This window comes from Actinoplanes sp. ATCC 53533, assembly GCF_003947245.1.
Genome location: NZ_QHHV01000132.1, coordinates 1 through 14,874 on the forward strand (window position 1 = coordinate 1; position 14,874 = coordinate 14,874).

Annotated in this window: 16 protein-coding genes; 7 read left to right on the forward strand and 9 right to left on the reverse strand. The window is 71.5% G+C overall.

Translation table 11 applies throughout. From position 1 onward, the window contains the following. The 3 genes from DMB66_RS36980 to DMB66_RS36990 all read right to left on the reverse strand — a co-directional run. Window positions 1–617 (reverse strand): RCC1 domain-containing protein (locus DMB66_RS36980; protein ID WP_370319924.1); only part of this gene is annotated, 617 nt, incomplete at its 3' end. 68 nt (window positions 618–685) lie between these two features. Then, window positions 686–1,204: a S26 family signal peptidase gene (locus DMB66_RS36985; protein ID WP_125808780.1), complete on the reverse strand. Its 519-nt coding sequence runs from the start codon at window positions 1,202–1,204 to the stop codon at window positions 686–688. 2 nt (window positions 1,205–1,206) lie between these two features. After that, the gene (locus tag DMB66_RS36990; RefSeq protein ID WP_125808781.1) at window positions 1,207–1,764 is read right to left on the reverse strand and encodes a hypothetical protein; all 558 of its coding nucleotides are present in this window, start codon (window positions 1,762–1,764) and stop codon (window positions 1,207–1,209) included. Window positions 1,765–1,916: 152 nt separating this feature from the next. Here DMB66_RS36990 and DMB66_RS36995 point away from each other — a divergent pair, with 152 nt between their 5' ends. The 3 genes from DMB66_RS36995 to DMB66_RS37005 all read left to right on the forward strand — a co-directional run bounded on the left by DMB66_RS36995 (window position 1,917) and on the right by DMB66_RS37005 (window position 4,582). Continuing rightward, window positions 1,917–2,924 carry a magnesium transporter CorA family protein gene (locus DMB66_RS36995; protein ID WP_125808782.1) on the forward strand — a complete coding sequence of 336 codons (1,008 nt, stop codon included), beginning with the start codon at window positions 1,917–1,919 and terminating at the stop codon, window positions 2,922–2,924. A 63-nt stretch (window positions 2,925–2,987) separates the two neighbouring features. Next, entirely contained in the window at window positions 2,988–3,455 is a 468-nt protein-coding gene (locus tag DMB66_RS37000) for an OsmC family protein (protein WP_125808783.1), read from the forward strand. A 188-nt stretch (window positions 3,456–3,643) separates the two neighbouring features. Then, window positions 3,644–4,582, forward strand: coding sequence for a ribose-phosphate pyrophosphokinase (locus tag DMB66_RS37005; RefSeq protein WP_125808784.1), 939 nt, complete (start codon window positions 3,644–3,646; stop codon window positions 4,580–4,582). Between the two features lie 84 nt (window positions 4,583–4,666). Here DMB66_RS37005 and DMB66_RS37010 read toward each other — a convergent pair whose 3' ends face one another. Both DMB66_RS37010 and DMB66_RS37015 read right to left on the reverse strand, forming a co-directional pair. Continuing rightward, complete coding sequence (locus DMB66_RS37010) at window positions 4,667–6,742, reverse strand: PAS domain-containing sensor histidine kinase (RefSeq protein WP_125808785.1); 2,076 nt, start codon at window positions 6,740–6,742, stop codon at window positions 4,667–4,669. A 102-nt stretch (window positions 6,743–6,844) separates the two neighbouring features. Further along, window positions 6,845–7,780, reverse strand: coding sequence for an aminoglycoside phosphotransferase family protein (locus DMB66_RS37015; RefSeq protein ID WP_199752848.1), 936 nt, complete (start codon window positions 7,778–7,780; stop codon window positions 6,845–6,847). A 230-nt stretch (window positions 7,781–8,010) separates the two neighbouring features. On the opposite strand from DMB66_RS37015, the gene DMB66_RS62940 reads away from it, so the two are divergent. The 3 genes from DMB66_RS62940 to tuf all read left to right on the forward strand — a co-directional run bounded on the left by DMB66_RS62940 (window position 8,011) and on the right by tuf (window position 12,210). Next, a complete protein-coding gene (locus tag DMB66_RS62940; protein ID WP_233625105.1) occupies window positions 8,011–9,969 on the forward strand; it encodes a serine/threonine-protein kinase in 1,959 nt (652 codons plus the stop codon). A gap of 19 nt (window positions 9,970–9,988) precedes the next feature. Further along, entirely contained in the window at window positions 9,989–10,771 is a 783-nt protein-coding gene (locus DMB66_RS37025) for a L,D-transpeptidase family protein (RefSeq protein WP_125808786.1), read from the forward strand. A 251-nt stretch (window positions 10,772–11,022) separates the two neighbouring features. Beyond that, window positions 11,023–12,210 (forward strand): elongation factor Tu, encoded by a 1,188-nt coding sequence (tuf, locus tag DMB66_RS37030; protein WP_125808787.1) that lies wholly within the window; start codon window positions 11,023–11,025, stop codon window positions 12,208–12,210. A gap of 49 nt (window positions 12,211–12,259) precedes the next feature. Here tuf and DMB66_RS37035 read toward each other — a convergent pair whose 3' ends face one another. Then, complete coding sequence (locus tag DMB66_RS37035; RefSeq protein ID WP_125808788.1) at window positions 12,260–12,655, reverse strand: PLD nuclease N-terminal domain-containing protein; 396 nt, start codon at window positions 12,653–12,655, stop codon at window positions 12,260–12,262. Window positions 12,656–12,812: 157 nt separating this feature from the next. Here DMB66_RS37035 and DMB66_RS37040 point away from each other — a divergent pair, with 157 nt between their 5' ends. Further along, a complete protein-coding gene (locus DMB66_RS37040; RefSeq protein WP_125808789.1) occupies window positions 12,813–13,214 on the forward strand; it encodes a hypothetical protein in 402 nt (133 codons plus the stop codon). Window positions 13,215–13,221: 7 nt separating this feature from the next. Here DMB66_RS37040 and DMB66_RS61625 read toward each other — a convergent pair whose 3' ends face one another. From DMB66_RS61625 to DMB66_RS37050, 3 genes are read right to left on the reverse strand one after another with little or no spacing between them, the layout of a single operon-like run. Continuing rightward, a complete protein-coding gene (locus tag DMB66_RS61625) occupies window positions 13,222–13,527 on the reverse strand; it encodes a DUF6510 family protein (protein ID WP_158647494.1) in 306 nt (101 codons plus the stop codon). Continuing rightward, window positions 13,524–14,273, reverse strand: coding sequence for a ferredoxin reductase (locus DMB66_RS37045; protein WP_125808790.1), 750 nt, complete (start codon window positions 14,271–14,273; stop codon window positions 13,524–13,526). The genes DMB66_RS61625 and DMB66_RS37045 overlap by 4 nt, the downstream gene beginning before the upstream one ends. Continuing rightward, window positions 14,243–14,842: a sulfite oxidase-like oxidoreductase gene (locus DMB66_RS37050; protein WP_125808791.1), complete on the reverse strand. Its 600-nt coding sequence runs from the start codon at window positions 14,840–14,842 to the stop codon at window positions 14,243–14,245. The genes DMB66_RS37045 and DMB66_RS37050 overlap by 31 nt, the downstream gene beginning before the upstream one ends. Window positions 14,843–14,874: the final 32 nt, after the last annotated feature.

The window sequence follows — 14,874 nt, forward strand, 5'->3', positions numbered from 1 at the left end:
GGGGCCGCGCGGTCGGTGGTGTCGCCGAGTCCGAGCTGGCCGGCGTCGTTGGCGCCCCAGCACCACAGCGATCCGTCCACGCGCGTGGCGCACGTGTGTGCCACCCCGGCGGCGACGGAGGCCCAGGTGGTCGCGGCACCCACCGGCACGGGTACGTCCCGGACGGCCAGGTCACCGAGTCCGAGCTGCCCGGCGCTGTTGGCACCCCAGCACCACAGGGTGCCGTCGGAGCGTACGGCGCAGGTGTGCCGGCTCCCGGCAGCGACCGCGGTCCAACCGGCGCCGGTCAGCTGCACCGGCCCGGCGTTGCGAGCGACGGTGTCGCCCAGTCCGAGCTGGCCGTCACCGTTGGCACCCCAGCACCACAGCGAGCCGTCGGTGCGCATGGCACAGGCGTATCCGTTGCCCGCGGTGGGCCGGATCCAGCCGGAGGCCGTGCCGACCCGGGTGGGCGTGCCACCCCAGCTGTACAGATCGCCCGAGCGGAAGCCGGGCGCGGCCCCGAACGTCGACGCGGTGCTGGTGGTGGCCGTGAAAGCGGCATCGACCCGCCCGAGGCCGAGGAAGGCCGCCAGGGCCGCCACGGTCACGGCCGTCGCCATTAGCACGCGTCTCACGCCGCTCCTTCTGTGCTGAGCTGTTCCTGTTCTCTCGTCGGCTGCCGGCAACCGAAGGTGAGAGTTTGCTAGCGGGGCCGCCGTGCCGGGCGGAGGGCGAGGGCGAAGGCGCCGAGGACGGCAGCGCTCTGCCCCGCGAACGGCAGCGGGTTGCCGTCGCGCAGCTCCAGCGCGGCCCGGGCGATCCCGGGGATCAGCAGCCGGCCGATGCCTTGGACGTCGGCGGGTGCCGTATGGAACGTGTCGTCGCTGCCGTTGGCGTCGCCCCGGGTGATCAACAAGCCGTTCTCGTCGATCCCCGCGACGCGGTGGATGCGGGTCTGCCCGGGGTGCCGCGGGTCGGGGACGATCACCACCTGACCGACGTCCGGCTGCCAGTCCCGCGGCGGCGCCGAGGTGACGGCCACGTCGCCGCGGTGCAGCGCGGGGCTCATCGAACCACTCGTCACCACCGTGGGCGTCCAGCCCCAGATCGCCGGGAACGCGCTCCAGACCATGAGCGTGCCCACGCCGGCCAAGGCGGCGACCGCGGCCAGCCGCAGCACGACCGCGGCCAGCCGCAGCCCCACGGCGAACCTGCCGGTCACGGTCAGCTCTCCGCTTCCCAGGTGAAGGTGGCCGCGGCCGAGGCGCCCTGCGCACTGTCCGGCGTCGCGGCGTTCACCGTGTACGAGATGTGGTACGTCTCCGCGTGCGCGGGCCCGGCGGGGGCGAACGAACCGGCGCCGGAGGCGAAGTCGGTGCTGCTGCTCCCGAACGCGGCGAGCGTGCCGGTGAACGCCGTACCGGACGGGGTGAAGCCGGCGCAGCTGCCGGAACCGCCGCCGCTGCCCTCCTCGATCACCAGATCCACGTAGGGGGCCAGGGCGCCGGAGACGGCGCTGCTGTACATCTTGACCGAGGCGGACAGGCTGCCACTGTAGGTGACGGTGATGCACTTCTCGCCGGTGGAGCCGGGCCGCAGGTTGGTCGCGGTGAACATCGCCGTGCCGCTGTCGTCGTCGCTCAGCGCGACCGTGCCGGCGTCCCAGCCGTTGGCGCTGTTGCCGGTCTGGGCAGTGAACGCGGCGCTCGAGGCCTGCCACATGACACCGGAGCTGACCGCGATCCCACCGGCCACGGTGAGACCCACCGCTACCATCTTCATACCGCCAAGCTGCATTAACGTTTCCTCTCACCGGCGCCGGAACTTCGGCGTTGCCCTCGCCGTAGCAGTTCGGCGGCGTTGCTCAGGACAGGCTCAAGCCGTCGTCAGATTCGTGGCAAGCCCGCCGGGGCGGTGGAGCATAGTGGTCCCTTGTGACAGAGACACCAGCGCCGAGTTGCCCCACCCACACCCGGCTCTACGATGCCGGTGCCGTGATCGCCGAGGGCTTCGACCCGGCCGAGATCTCCGAGAGGTTGCGGTCCCATCCCGGCGCGGTGCTCTGGCTGGACCTCTTCGATCCCGACGAGGCCGATCTCAAGGCCGTCGCCGCCGAGTTCCGGCTGCATCCGCTCGCCGTCGAGGACGCCGTCCACGACCATCAGCGGCCCAAGGTCGACCACTATCCCGGGCACCTGTTCATGAACGTCTACGACGTGCGGGTCGACATCGACGCGCCCGGGCCGCGGATGCACAAGACCGAGATCAGCGCGTTCATCACCGAGCGGGCGCTGATCACCGTCCGCAAGTCGGAGAGCGACAACAGCGGGCTCATCCGGCGCTGGGACGCCGACGCCGGGATCGCGCCGGCCGGCGGTGTCGGCTTTCTCGTCTACGGCCTGCTCGACCTCATCGTGGACGGCCAGTTCACCGCGGCCCGTCGGCTCGACGAGGCGATGGACAAGACCGAGGACAAGCTGCTCGAGGAGGGCGGCGCGCCCCGCAGCGTACGAATGTACGGCTTCGCCCTGCGCAAGACCCTGGCCGCGCTGCGCCGGCCGGTCGAGCCGATGGCCGGGCTCATCGCCGACGTCATGCGCGCCGACCTCAACCTGGTCGACGAGCACCTCGCGCCGTACTACCGCGACATAGACGACCACGCCCAGCGCGCCACCGACACCATCGATCACGCCCGCGAGCGGATCAACGGGCTGATCGACGCCGACCTCAACGAGCAGAGCAACGCCCTCAACGACGTGACCCGCAAGCTCGCCGCGTGGGCCGCGATCATCGCCGTGCCCACGGCGCTGACCGGCTTCTATGGACAGAACGTGCCGTACTGGGGCTACGAGCGGTACTGGGGCTTCGTGACCAGCCTGGTCCTGATCGTGTTCTCCGCGGCGGGCCTCTATGTCTATTTCAAGCGACGCGGCTGGTTGTGACATCGCGTAGCCTGCCCAGGGATCGTTGTCGGGGGAGCGCTGATGCCATGGTTCGCTGGAGCCATGGAAAGACTGACGCATCAGGCCCGGCTGGAGTGGGACGGCTCGACGGGGGAGGGCTACCGGGTCTACTCGCGGGCGCATTCCGCGAGCGCGCCGCCGGCCGAGGCGGCGCTGCGGCTCAGCGCCGACCCGCACTTCCGGGGCGACGCCGCGCTGTTGAACCCGGAGCAGCTCGTGGTGTTGGCGGCCAGCTCGTGCCAGCTGCTGTCGTTCCTGTCGCTGGCCGCGCGCCGGCACCTGGACGTGGTTCGCTACACCGACGACGCGACCGGGCACCTCAGCGAGGACCTGCGCCGGGCCCGGATCGAGCTGATCGAGCTGGCCCCGGTCATCGAGGTCGCGCCGGGCACCGACGAGGCCCTCGTGCTCGCCCTGGTCGAGCAGGCCCACCAGGAGTGCTATATAGCGAACTCGCTGACCTCGACGGTGACGATCTCCGCGACGGTCAGCCGCCCGGGACCAGCGTGACCGTGCCGTTCTCGTGGTCGACCGTGAAGAGCGTGCCGGGCGGATAGATGTGCACGACCCGGCGGCAGGCCACAGCGAGTCCGTTCATCCCTGCACGCTAGCGAAAGATCCGCCCGTCCGAGGTACCCGCCCGCGTGCCCCGCAGGTCGCCCCCTGGTGCCGGAGACGTACCGCTTAGGGTGGTGCCCGTGCGTGACATCGCGGTTTTCACCGGGAGTGCCCACCCGGAGCTGGCAGCCGAGATCTGTGATCACCTGGGCGTGCCGCTGCTACCTACCAAGTCCTCCCGGTTCGCCAACGACTGCATCGAGGTGCAACTGCAGGGCAACTGCCGCGAACGGGACGTCTTCCTGATCCAGCCCCTCGTACCGCCCGTCCAGGAGAACCTGGTCGAGCTGCTCTTCATGCTCGACGCGGCCCGCGGGGCCTCCGCCGGGCGGATCACCGTGGTGCTGCCGCACTACGCGTACGCGCGCAGCGACAAGAAGGACGCGCCGCGCATCTCGATCGGCGGCCGGCTCGTCGCGGACCTGCTGCAGACGGCGGGCGCGCACCGCATCCTCGCCATGACCCTGCACTCCCCGCAGGTGCACGGCTTCTTCAGCGTCCCGGTCGACCACCTGCACGCCCTGCGTGAGCTGGCGCATCACTTCCGCGGCTACGACCTGAGCAACACCGTCGTGGTCTCGCCGGACCTCGGCAACGCCAAGGAGGCCGCGGCCTTCGCCCGGCTGCTCGGCATCGAGGTCGCGGCCGGCGCCAAGCAGCGCTTCGCGGACGACAAGGTGGTGATCAGCTCGGTGATCGGCGAGGTGGCCGACCGCGACGTGATCGTCCTGGACGACGAGATCGCCAAGGGCAGCACCGTCTTCGAGCTGCTGGCCCGGCTGCGCGAGCGCAACGTCCGCAGCGTCCGGGTGGCCTGCACGCACGGGCTCTTCGCCCAGGACGCGGTGGCCCGGCTGTCGGCCGAGAAGGACATCGAGGAGATCGTCTGCACCAACACGGTGCCGATCCCGAAGGACCACCACACCGACAAGCTGACGGTGCTCTCGGTGGCTCCCGCGCTCGCCGAGGCGATGCGCCGCATCCACAACGGTGAGTCGGTCAGCGCGCTGTTCGCCTGACCGGCCCGCCGCGCGGCAGGCGGCGGGACAAAGATCCGCTCGGCCGAGGCAGTGGCCGAGCGGATCGTCGTGGCCGGGCGCCGGTCAGCTCTTGGGTTGCGGAACCGGCTGCGGTCCGCAGAGCGAACGGATCGCGCCCAGCAGGGTCGAGCGGGTGAACGGCTTCTCGACCAGCATGCTGTTCGAGTCCAGGTGCAGTTGCGGGCCCAGCGACGCCGCGGTGTAGCCGGACATGTAGAGCACCGGCAGGTCCGGGTGGTGGGTGCGCAGGGCCGCGGCCAGCTCCGGTCCGGTCATCGCCGGCATCACCACGTCGGTGATCAGCAGATCCGGGTGTGCGCCGGCGGCGACCTGGGTGACCGCCGTCAGCGCGTCCGTGGCCACGGTGATCTCGTAGCCGGCCGGGGCGATCAGCCGCTGCACGAGCTGCGCCACCTCGGGCTGGTCCTCGACGATGAGGACCCGGCCGATCACCGACGGGGTGTGCTGCCGGTCCACCGACGGGCCGGTGCGCTCCTCGGCCGCGGGCAGGTAGAGGTGCACGGTCGTGCCCATCCGCGGCTGCGACTCCAGCGAGATGTGCCCGCCGATGCCCTGCACGATGCCCGCGGCGGTGGCCAGCCCCAGCCCGGCCGCGGTGGGCCGGGTGGTGAAGAACGGCTCCAGCGCCCGCCGACGGGTCTCGTCGCTCATGCCGGTGCCGGTGTCCTGGATGACCATGTGCACCAGCCGGCCGGTCGGCGCGCCCTCGGCGAGCTGGCCCGGCTCGATCATCTCGTTGGTCGCCGCCACCCGCAGCATGCCGCCGTGCAGCATCGCGTCCCGGGCGTTGGCCGCCAGGTTGACCAGCGCCTGCTCCAGCGGCCCGCGCTCGGCCCGGACCGGCCAGACGTCCGGCCCGAACGCCAGGTCGAGCCCGATGCGCTCACCCAGGGTCCGGCTGAACAGGCTCTGCACGTCGGTGAGCAGGTCGGGGATCGGGATGACCTCCGGCCGGTTCCCCTCGGTGCGGCCGAACGCCAGCAACTGGTGCGTCAGCGTCCGCCCGGTGCTGACCGCGTCCATGATGTCCTTGGCCATCTGGTGCTGCGGTGAGCCCTCGGCGGTCGTCGTCGCGATCATGTCGGCGGAGCCCTGCACGACGGTCATCAGGTTGTTGAAGTCGTGCGAGATGCCACCGATCAGCTGACCCATGCTGTCCAGCCGGCGCAGGTGGTCGAGCTGGCGCTTCAGGCCGCGGGCGTCGATGTGGTCGGTGGTGTCGGTGATCATGCAGAGCACCCGGCCGTGCTGGCCGTGCTCGTCCTCCAGCGGCATCATGCTCATCCGCACGCTGCGCTGCGAGCCGTCGGCGCGCATCAGCCGGGCGCCGCCGACCGTGGAACGCCCGGCCCGGCACTCGATCAGCCGCCGCATCAGCTCGGCCTGGCCGCGCTCGTCCAGGAAGCCGCGCAGCGACACCCCGACGAGCTGGGCCCGGGGCAGGCCGAGCACCACACCGATCGGCTCGTTGGCGTACGTGGCCACGCCCTCGGAGTCGAGCTGGAGCACGCCCTCGGGGATGGTCTCCAGCACCCGGCGGTAGCGCTCCTCGCTGGCCCGCAGCCGCTCCATGGCCCGGGCCGACGACAGCGCCAGCGAGAGCTCGCCGGCGATGTCGCGGGCCAGCTCGACCTCGGTCTCGGTGTAGAGCGAGCCGGGTTCCGCGCGGATCAGCACCAGATAGCCGGCGTACGTGTTGTCCACGATCACCGGACACAGCACGGCGGAGTGCACCTGCGGCCGGTCGCCGCCCGGGTCGAGATATGCCTGGTGCCGCGGCCGGGGCAGCTCGCTGAGCGGTTCGCCGCCGTCGCCGGCCAGCACCACGGGCCGCCGGCTCGCGGCCAGCCCGGTGGAGAAGTCGTCGTCGGGCAGTTCGCCGTCCCGGTCGAGCAGCTGCGCGTACGGGCGGGTGAGCTCGTCGTCGGGGTGGTGGAACGTGATCGTGCCGTACCGGCCGTCTTCGCGCAGCAGTTGGATCCCGGCGGCGTCGCCGAGCATGTCCGCGGCCGCCTGAGCGGCGGTCGCGCGCACAGTTGACGCGTCCTGGGACGCGCGACTGAGCGCCAGGGCCAAATCGGCCAGCGCATATCGGAGGGGATAAGCCATGACACCCATGCCGTTCACTATCTGCAATAGCGCGTGGCGTCGTGGGCGTTTCCCGCCAATGCAACCGTCCGGCCGAGGTTGATCCCTGGAGTCACACCCGTCCGGCGCGTCTCACCGGGTGGCGAACCAGCGGTCGGCGAGGGCCGCGAAGGTCGGTTCGGCCGGGGCCGGCAGCCGGGACAGGTACGCGGCCAGGTTGCTGTAGTAATGCAGCAACGTCCAGGCCATCAACCGCCGCCGCAGCTCCGCGTCCGGCTTGATCCCGTACGCCCGCAGCAGCCGGCCGTAGAACCGGGCGTCGCCGTCGGCGAGGAAGACCGCGGGGCCGACGAAGTCGTACTCGGGTGCGCCGCGCATGGCCGGTTCGAAGTCGATCAGCCCGGTCAGCCGGCCGTCGGCGACCAGCAGGTGCTCGTTCATGATCTCGGTGTGCAGCAGCACGGGCCGCTCGCCGCCGAGCGGGATCCCGGCCAGGAAGCCGGGGATCTGCCCGACCCATTCCGGGTCGAGCCCGAGGGCCCGGTGCCGTCCGGCGCACCCGGCGACCTGGCCGGCCACGAACTCCGGCCACCGCTCGGGCCACCAGTCGTCGATCGCCGGGATCGGCACGGCGTGCAGGGCGGCGACCGCCTCGCCGAGCTGGTCGGCGATGCTGTCGCGCTCGGCGGTGCCCAGCGAGGGCCAGCAGGTGGCCAGCGGCACGCCGGGCATCCGGTCCATCAGCACGTAGCCCCACCGCTCGAACGTGCCGGCGGCGTGCACGCCCGGTGTGGGCACGGGCAGCCGGCCCTGGACGGCGGCCAGCACGCCCGCCTCGACCGGCATCTCCTCGACGTGCACGGGCGGGAAGAGCTTCAGGACGAGGTCGCCGATCGCGTACACCGGCAGCGAGCCGCCGGGGTAGCGGGAGGGCACGCCGGTCACGCCGAGTGAGGCGCAGAGCGCGCCCACGCCGGGGCCGAGGGCGCCCTCGTCGCGGGCGATGGCGTCGAAATCCTCCTCATCGTCCGCGTCGGGCCAGGCCGTCGCGATGTTTTCCCTGCTCAAGCGCTATCAACCCCCAGGAACGACGGCGCCCGGCGGGGGTGACGGGCGGTGCCGCACAACTACCTTAAATGCGAACTCCGACGCTCGCACTTGCGTTTTGATCCGGACAAAAAGCATCATTCCGCCGGCACCTTTGCGGTTGATTCGCGGGATGGCCATCGCGGATGGCCTCGCGGGATGGCCACCGCGAGATGGCAGAGCTTCGCAGCGGCGGAAGGACACGACCACAGGTGGATCAGGATCCCACGGGCAGCGGCGTACGCCAGGATTCCGACGGCGCGTCGACCCTCGATCTGAGCGGGCGGTGTGTCGGCAGTTCGTACCTCCTCGTGCGCCCCATCGGGCAGGGCGCGACGGGCACGGTCTGGCGTGGGGTCGACCGGTCCTCGGGCGAGTCGGTCGCGGTCAAGCTGCTGCACGAGAGCCTGCTCCGGCAGCCCAAACTGGTCACCCGCTTCGTGCAGGAGCGCACGATCCTGCTGATGCTGCGGCACCGCAACGTGGTGCGGGTCCGGGACCTGTTCAGCGTCGGCGAGTCGCTGGGCCTGGTGATGGACCTGGTGCCGGGCGGCAGCCTGCGCGACTACCTGCGGAAGCACCACACCCTCGGGCCGGGCGCGGCGGCCCGGCTCGCCGCTCAGGTCGCCGCGGCCCTGTCCGAGGCGCACGACCTAGGCATCGTCCACCGCGACCTCAAACCCGACAACATCCTGCTGCACCGTACGGACGGAGAGCTCGACCCCCGGCTCACCGACTTCGGCATCGCCCGGGTGCTGACCACCCCCAGCCTCACCACGACCAACGCCGTCGTCGGGACCCCGCACTACATGGCGCCGGAGTCGTTCCACAGCTCCACGGTGAGCTCGGCGGCCGACATGTACGCGCTGGGCGTGCTGCTCTACGAGATGGTGTGCGGGCGGCCACCGTACGACAGCGACACCGTCCACGACCTGATGCGCCTGCACCTGGCGGGCGGGCCCGAGCGGCTGCCGGGCATCCCGGACGAGCTGTGGGGCATCATCACCGGCTGCCTGGAGCAGAAGCCGCGGCTGCGCCCGACCGCCGGCGAGCTGATCGCCGACCTCAGCGCCGTGGCCCGGTCGTCGGCCGGCGCACCCGCGCTGCCCCAACCCGCCGCCGCGCCGCCCCAACCCGCCGCCGAGCCCGCCGAACCGGCCGAGCCCGCCGAGCCCGCCGAGCCCGCCGAGCCCGCTAAGCCTGCTGCCGGGTCCGTTGCCGAGCCGGCCAAGCCTGCTGCCGAGCCTGCTGCCGCCAAGCCTGCTGCCGAGGCCGCTAAGCCTGCTGCCGGTGCCGGTGCCGGTGCCGGTGCCGGTGCCGGTGCCGAGCCGGCCGAGCCTGCTGCCGAGCCTGCTGCCGCCAAGCCTGCTGCCGAGGCCGCTAAGCCCGCCGTCGAGGGCGGTGCCGGGGCCGCCAAGCCCGCGCATCCCTCGCTGGTGGGTTTCAAGCTGCCCGTACCGCGGCGCCGTAACCAGCCGACGACCTGGCGCTGGGGCAAGCCCTGGGCCAGCATCGCGGTGATCTCGGCCGCGATGCTGGCCTCCGGCGTGGCCACCACCGCCTGGCACCTCGCCCGGACGGCCGGCGGGCAGTCGCGCACCACGACGGCGCAGCCGTTGCCCCCGGCGGCCCGGCCCGCGACGTCGGCGGCCGCGTCCCGCTCGGCGCCGGCAGCGCGGACCACTGCGCCCCGCAAGCCCGCCGCCGAGCAACGGCGCCCCGCGGCCGGACCGGCGGCGGCGGCCCAGGCCCTGGCTCCGGCACGGCCGGCGGCCACCCGCAAGAGCAGCACCCGGCCCCGGGTCCAGGAGGCCCGGCCGTACGGTCCGGAGGACTGCAAGGAGGGTTTCGGGCTGGCCGGTTTCACCCCGCTGATGGTCACCCCCTGCCACGCGCTGGGCAGCCGGGTCCGGATCCGGGCCTCGCTGACCGCGCCCACCCCCGGCGAGGGCCGGATCGCGGTCGCCCTGCGGGACGCCGGCACCGGGCGTACGGTCGGCGACCCGAAGGTCTGCACCGGCCTGACCTTCACCAAGGCCGCACCGACCCGGACCTGCGGACCGGTGACCGTCGGCCCGGCCAGGGGCCGCCGCTACCAGGTGATCATGTCGTGGACCTTCGGGCAGCGCGGCGAGGTGAAAGTCGCCAGAGGCAATGCTTTCGACTGGTGAGCGGTAAGGTCCGGGCACTATGCGAAGATCGCTCGCGATCGGCCTCGTTCTCGGCGCTGTGGCGGCCGGGCTCGGCGTGGTGCCGGCGGGGTCCGCCGAGGCCGCGGCGGTGCCGGCGCACCACCCGACGAGGCTGGCGCACGTCTCCGACGCCCGCCAGCTGATCGTCGTGACCGGCGTCTCGCGCACCTCGTCGTACGCGACGGCGTACACGTATCAGCTCGGTGCGAACGGCAGGACCTGGCGGGCGAAGTTCCCCCCGATGCGGGCCCGCAACGGATACGCCGGCTGGGCCTGGGCCGGCAAGCGGATCCAGGACACCGGCACCACGCCGATGGGCACCTTCCGGATCACGGCGACCTTCGGGCTGAAGGCCGACCCCGGCACGAGGATGAAGTACAAACGCGCCGACTCCAACGATTACTGGGTCGGCGACAACCGGGATCCGAAGACGTACAACATGTTCCAGCCCTCGGCGTCGAGCCGGCGGACGTGGCGCAAGGGCGAGGCGGAACGGCTGGCGGCGTACCCGAAGCAGTACGAATACGCGGCGGTCATCAACTTCAACCGCCCGGCCGCCGCCACGGTCAAGTGGAACGCCGCCCGCCGTCAGTACGTCACCAGCAAGCCGGCCGACACCAGGCGCGGCTCGGCCATCTTCCTGCACATCAACGGCAGGGGATCGACGGCCGGCTGCGTCTCGCTGCGCCGCGCCGACCTGCTCAAGGTGCTCAAGTGGCTCGACCCGGCGAAGCGGCCGCGCATCGTGATGGCCACCGCGGCGGACATCGGCCGGGCATGAAATAAGGTCGCCCCTGTTCGCGTTACGGCCTACTGTGATCGTCATGTTCGCCGCGCCCGGTTTGCAGCTGCCCGCAGGGTTCACCCTGCCGGTGGCTCCCGCGTGCGATACGCGAATTTGACCCTTCCCCAAGCCGCAGCAGAACCCGGGGAAGGGTAGCTGCGCGGTTCTGGCGCGCGTCCCTGGGCAAGGCTCGCGTTCCCCTTTTCCGACCCGACCGTTTCTCGCATCCAGTGAGGACAAGTACAACCATGGCCAAGAGCCAGTTCGTCCGGACCAAGCCGCACCTGAACATCGGCACGATGGGTCACGTCGACCACGGCAAGACGACCCTGACCGCCGCCATCACGAAGGTCCTCGCCGACCGCGACCCGGCCGCCAACCGGTTCGTCGCCTTCGAGGGCATCGACAAGGCGCCGGAGGAGGCGCTGCGCGGCATCACCATCAACATCTCCCACGTCGAGTACGAGACCGCGAACCGGCACTACGCCCACGTCGACATGCCGGGGCACGCCGACTACGTGAAGAACATGATCACGGGGGCGGCGCAGGTGGACGGCGCGATCCTCGTCGTCTCGGCGCAGGACGGTGCCATGCCGCAGACCCGGGAGCACGTGCTGCTCGCCCAGCGGGTCGGCGTGCCGTACCTGGTCGTGGCGCTCAACAAGAGCGACGCGGTCGCCGACGAGGAACTGCTCGACCTGGTCGAGCTGGAGGTGCGGGAGCTGCTCGGCGAGTACGGTTTCCCCGGCGACGAGGTGCCGGTGGTGCGCGTCAGCGCGCTCAAGGCCCTCGAGGGCGACCCGCGGTGGACGCAGTCCATCGTGGAGCTGCTCGACGCCGTGGACGCCTACGTGCCCGTGCCCGAGCGCGAGCTGGGGGAGCCGTTCCTGATGCCGATCGAGAACGTGCTCACCATCAGCGGCCGCGGCACCGTGGTCACCGGCAAGATCGAGCGCGGCACGCTGCGCGTCGGCGAGCAGGTCGAGGTCGTCGGCCTGGGCGAGACGATCAGCACGGTCGCGACCGGGCTGGAGACGTTCGGCAAGTCCCTGCCGACCGCCGAGGCCGGTGACAACGCGGCGATCCTGCTCCGCGGGATCAAGCGCGACCAGGTGCAGCGCGGCCAGGTCGTGGCGCTGCCGGGCAGCGTCACCCCGCACAAGAGCTTCAAGGCGACCATGTACGCCCTGACGAAGGAGGAGGGTGGCCGGCACACGCCGTTCGTGGCGAACTACCGCCCGCAGTTCTTCTTCCGCACCACGGACGTGTCCGGCGCGATCGACCTCGGCGACCTGCCGATGGTCATGCCGGGCGACACGGTCGACCTGACGGTGCACCTGGGCAAGGAGGTGGCGATGGACGTCGGTCTCGGCTTCGCCGTACGCGAGGGCGGCCACACCGTCGCCGCCGGCACGGTCAAGGAGCTGCTCGACTAGCTGACAGCGGGATCCCGGGGCGGGCGAGTCATCGCCCGCCCCGGTCTCGTCATTCCTGGCCGGGTTCCCGCTTGCGCAGCTCGTCCTCGCGGCGGCGCAGGTCTGCTTCCCACTGGTTCAGCATGCTCTGGTCTTCGCCCAGCTTCTTCAGGAACTCCGGATCGTCGTCCGGTGCGGGCGGGCCACTGCGCCGCGGCCGCTCGTTCTCGGGAAAGCCGCTGCCCGGCCGCCAGGTGGTGCCGTTGCTGAGCCGGACCGCCCGGGCCGGTCGCCCGGCGATGAACCAGGCGATCGCGCCGATCGGCGAGAACAGCAGAATGATGAAGACCCAGGCGATCCGCGGCAGGGCCCGGATCTGGAACTCCTCGGTCGAAAGACAGTCGATCAGCGCGATGACGAGCAGTGCCAGGTCGATCAGCACGAACAATGAATAGAGCCGGATCATGGCGAGAGATCCTCGCAGAGGGAAGACCGCCGGGTGACCCCGTTGGCACGCGATCACCCGATGGTCGCGCAAAACGGTCCGTACCGGTGGCCGGCTTCCACTCGTGGCTCAGCCAGCCTTCAGCGTGCGCTCAGCTAACCGGATTAGCGTCGGTGGCATGGATGAGCAACGGGCCCGGAGGGTCGTCGAGACACTGCGCGGACGCAACGTCTTCGCCCACGTGAAGCTGCCGTACGCCGGCATCACCCAGTACGGCATCCGGGTCGTCCTGCCGGACGGGCGCGAGGCCATCTGGGACAACGACGGCACGGCCGGGCTCGAGGCCCAGGTGATGCGCAACGGGATCCTGGTCGGCTTCGTCTCCTCGATCCCCGGCTCGGAGAATTTCGGCGACGAGCAGATCATCGAGGCGATCGCGGCCGCCGACTACGACCAGCCCATCGGCCGGTCCCGGCCCACGGCGCCGACGCGTGGCCCGGTCCGGAGCGACCGGATCGCCACGGCACCGCGCCCCCGGGGCCTGGCCGAGCGCCTGCGCCGGACCTTCGGCACTGACTGAGGTCGCGCTACGGTGCGGGGGCCGCGTCGTCCTCGGCGGGCGTGCCCACCGGCGGCAGCGCGAACTGCAGGCTGACCGCGCCGCGCAGGTCCAGCCAGGCCCGCTCCGGCCCGCGGACCAGCCGCAGCACCACGTCGTCGCAGGACGGGCAGCGGGCCACCAGGCCCGGAGCCGGGCCCCAGACCCGCAGCCGGGCGACGACATTCGGTTCGCCGCATCCGCCGCAGGTGGCCACCGCCGTGGTCACGTCGACCGCGAAGACCTCCCGCAGGTCCCCGGCCATCGCGTTGCCGTCCAACTCGTGTCCGGTCATGCGGTCCCTCCGAATCGTTCCGTACGGATCTTCTTCGGGTCGTGCCCCAGCGCGACGAGGATGTCCGCCGACGCCTCGACGAACGAGGTCGGTCCGCAGACGAACACGTCCGGCGTGAAGTCGGGTGGCCAGCCGTAGGTGTTCAGGGTCGCCACGGTGAGCCGTCCCGGCGGATCGGGCCAGCCGTCGGGGGTCTTGCGGGTGTAGACGAACCGTACGTCCAGCCCCGGGTCGTCGCGGACCCGGCGCGCCAGCTCGCCGGCGTACAGGGTGTCCCGCGGGGTGCGCACCGAGTAGATCAGCCGGAACGGCTGCCGGCCGCGGACGTCGCCGCGGGCCCGGATCATCGCCATCAGCGGAACGATGCCCGAGCCGCCCGCCACGAGCAGCACCGGTGGGGGCTCGCCGCGCCACACGAACCAGCCGCCGACCGGCCCGCGCAGCTCCAAGGGCTGCCCCACCTCCAGGTCGTCGGCCAGATACGACGACACCTCGCCGTCCTCGACGCGCTGCACGGTCAGCTCGACCGGACCGCCGGCCCGCCAGGCCGAGGCGATCGAGTAGCTGCGCTGGGCCGAATAGCCGTCCGGGGCGGTCAGCCGCACGTCGACGTGCTGGCCGGGCAGGTGTCCCGGCCAGTCCGGCACCCGCAACACCAGGGTGCGGGCGGACGGCGACTCCGCGCGGGCCGCTTCGACGGTGGCGACCCGCCAGCTCAATCTCCCTGGTAACGCTGTTCGCGCCATGGGTCTCCGTACATGTGATAGCCGGCCTCTTCCCAGAAGCCCGGCTCGTCCTGTTGAAGCATTTCAATGCCCTTGACCCATTTGGCGGATTTCCAGAAATACATGTGCGGAACCACCAGCCGCGCCGGGCCGCCGTGCTCCGGCGCGAGCGGCTCACCGTCGAACTGGTACGCCACCCAGGCCTTGCCGTCGAGCAGATCCTCCAGCGGCACGTTCGTGGTGTAGCCGCCGTAGCCGTGCACCATCGTGTAGTCCGCGCTGGTCTCGATGTCCTCGAAGAAGGTGTCGAGGGCGACCCCGCGCCAGGTGGTGCCCAGCTTGGACCACTTGGTGACGCAGTGGATGTCGACAGTGACGTCCTCGGCCGGCAGGGCCTGGAACTCCTGCCAGGACCAGCTGTGCTTGCCGCCGGTCTCGTCCGTGACGGTGAACTGCCAGCGGTCGAGCGGGATCCGCGGCGTCGGGCCCGCGGAGAGCACCGGGAAGTCGTGCGTGAGGTACTGCCCGGGCGGCAGATCGGGCCGCGAGGAACGGCGCCGCCCACCGAACCCGGGGGAGATGATGCTCATGCACTGCAGTAAACCCGATGATCATGAACGGC

Excerpts from the sequence above, each read along its gene's own strand:
- DMB66_RS36990 (WP_125808781.1), bottom strand. The coding sequence starts at position 1,764 with ATGAAGATGGTAGCGGTGGGTCTCACCGTGGCCGGTGGGATCGCGGTC.
- DMB66_RS37000 (WP_125808783.1), top strand. The coding sequence starts at position 2,988 with ATGGAAAGACTGACGCATCAGGCCCGGCTGGAGTGGGACGGCTCGACG.
- DMB66_RS37010 (WP_125808785.1), bottom strand. The coding sequence starts at position 6,742 with ATGGGTGTCATGGCTTATCCCCTCCGATATGCGCTGGCCGATTTGGCC.
- DMB66_RS37025 (WP_125808786.1), top strand. The coding sequence starts at position 9,989 with ATGCGAAGATCGCTCGCGATCGGCCTCGTTCTCGGCGCTGTGGCGGCC.
- tuf (WP_125808787.1), top strand. The coding sequence starts at position 11,023 with ATGGCCAAGAGCCAGTTCGTCCGGACCAAGCCGCACCTGAACATCGGC.
- DMB66_RS37035 (WP_125808788.1), bottom strand. The coding sequence starts at position 12,655 with ATGATCCGGCTCTATTCATTGTTCGTGCTGATCGACCTGGCACTGCTC.
- DMB66_RS37040 (WP_125808789.1), top strand. The coding sequence starts at position 12,813 with ATGGATGAGCAACGGGCCCGGAGGGTCGTCGAGACACTGCGCGGACGC.
- DMB66_RS61625 (WP_158647494.1), bottom strand. The coding sequence starts at position 13,527 with ATGACCGGACACGAGTTGGACGGCAACGCGATGGCCGGGGACCTGCGG.
- DMB66_RS37045 (WP_125808790.1), bottom strand. The coding sequence starts at position 14,273 with ATGGCGCGAACAGCGTTACCAGGGAGATTGAGCTGGCGGGTCGCCACC.
- DMB66_RS37050 (WP_125808791.1), bottom strand. The coding sequence starts at position 14,842 with ATGAGCATCATCTCCCCCGGGTTCGGTGGGCGGCGCCGTTCCTCGCGG.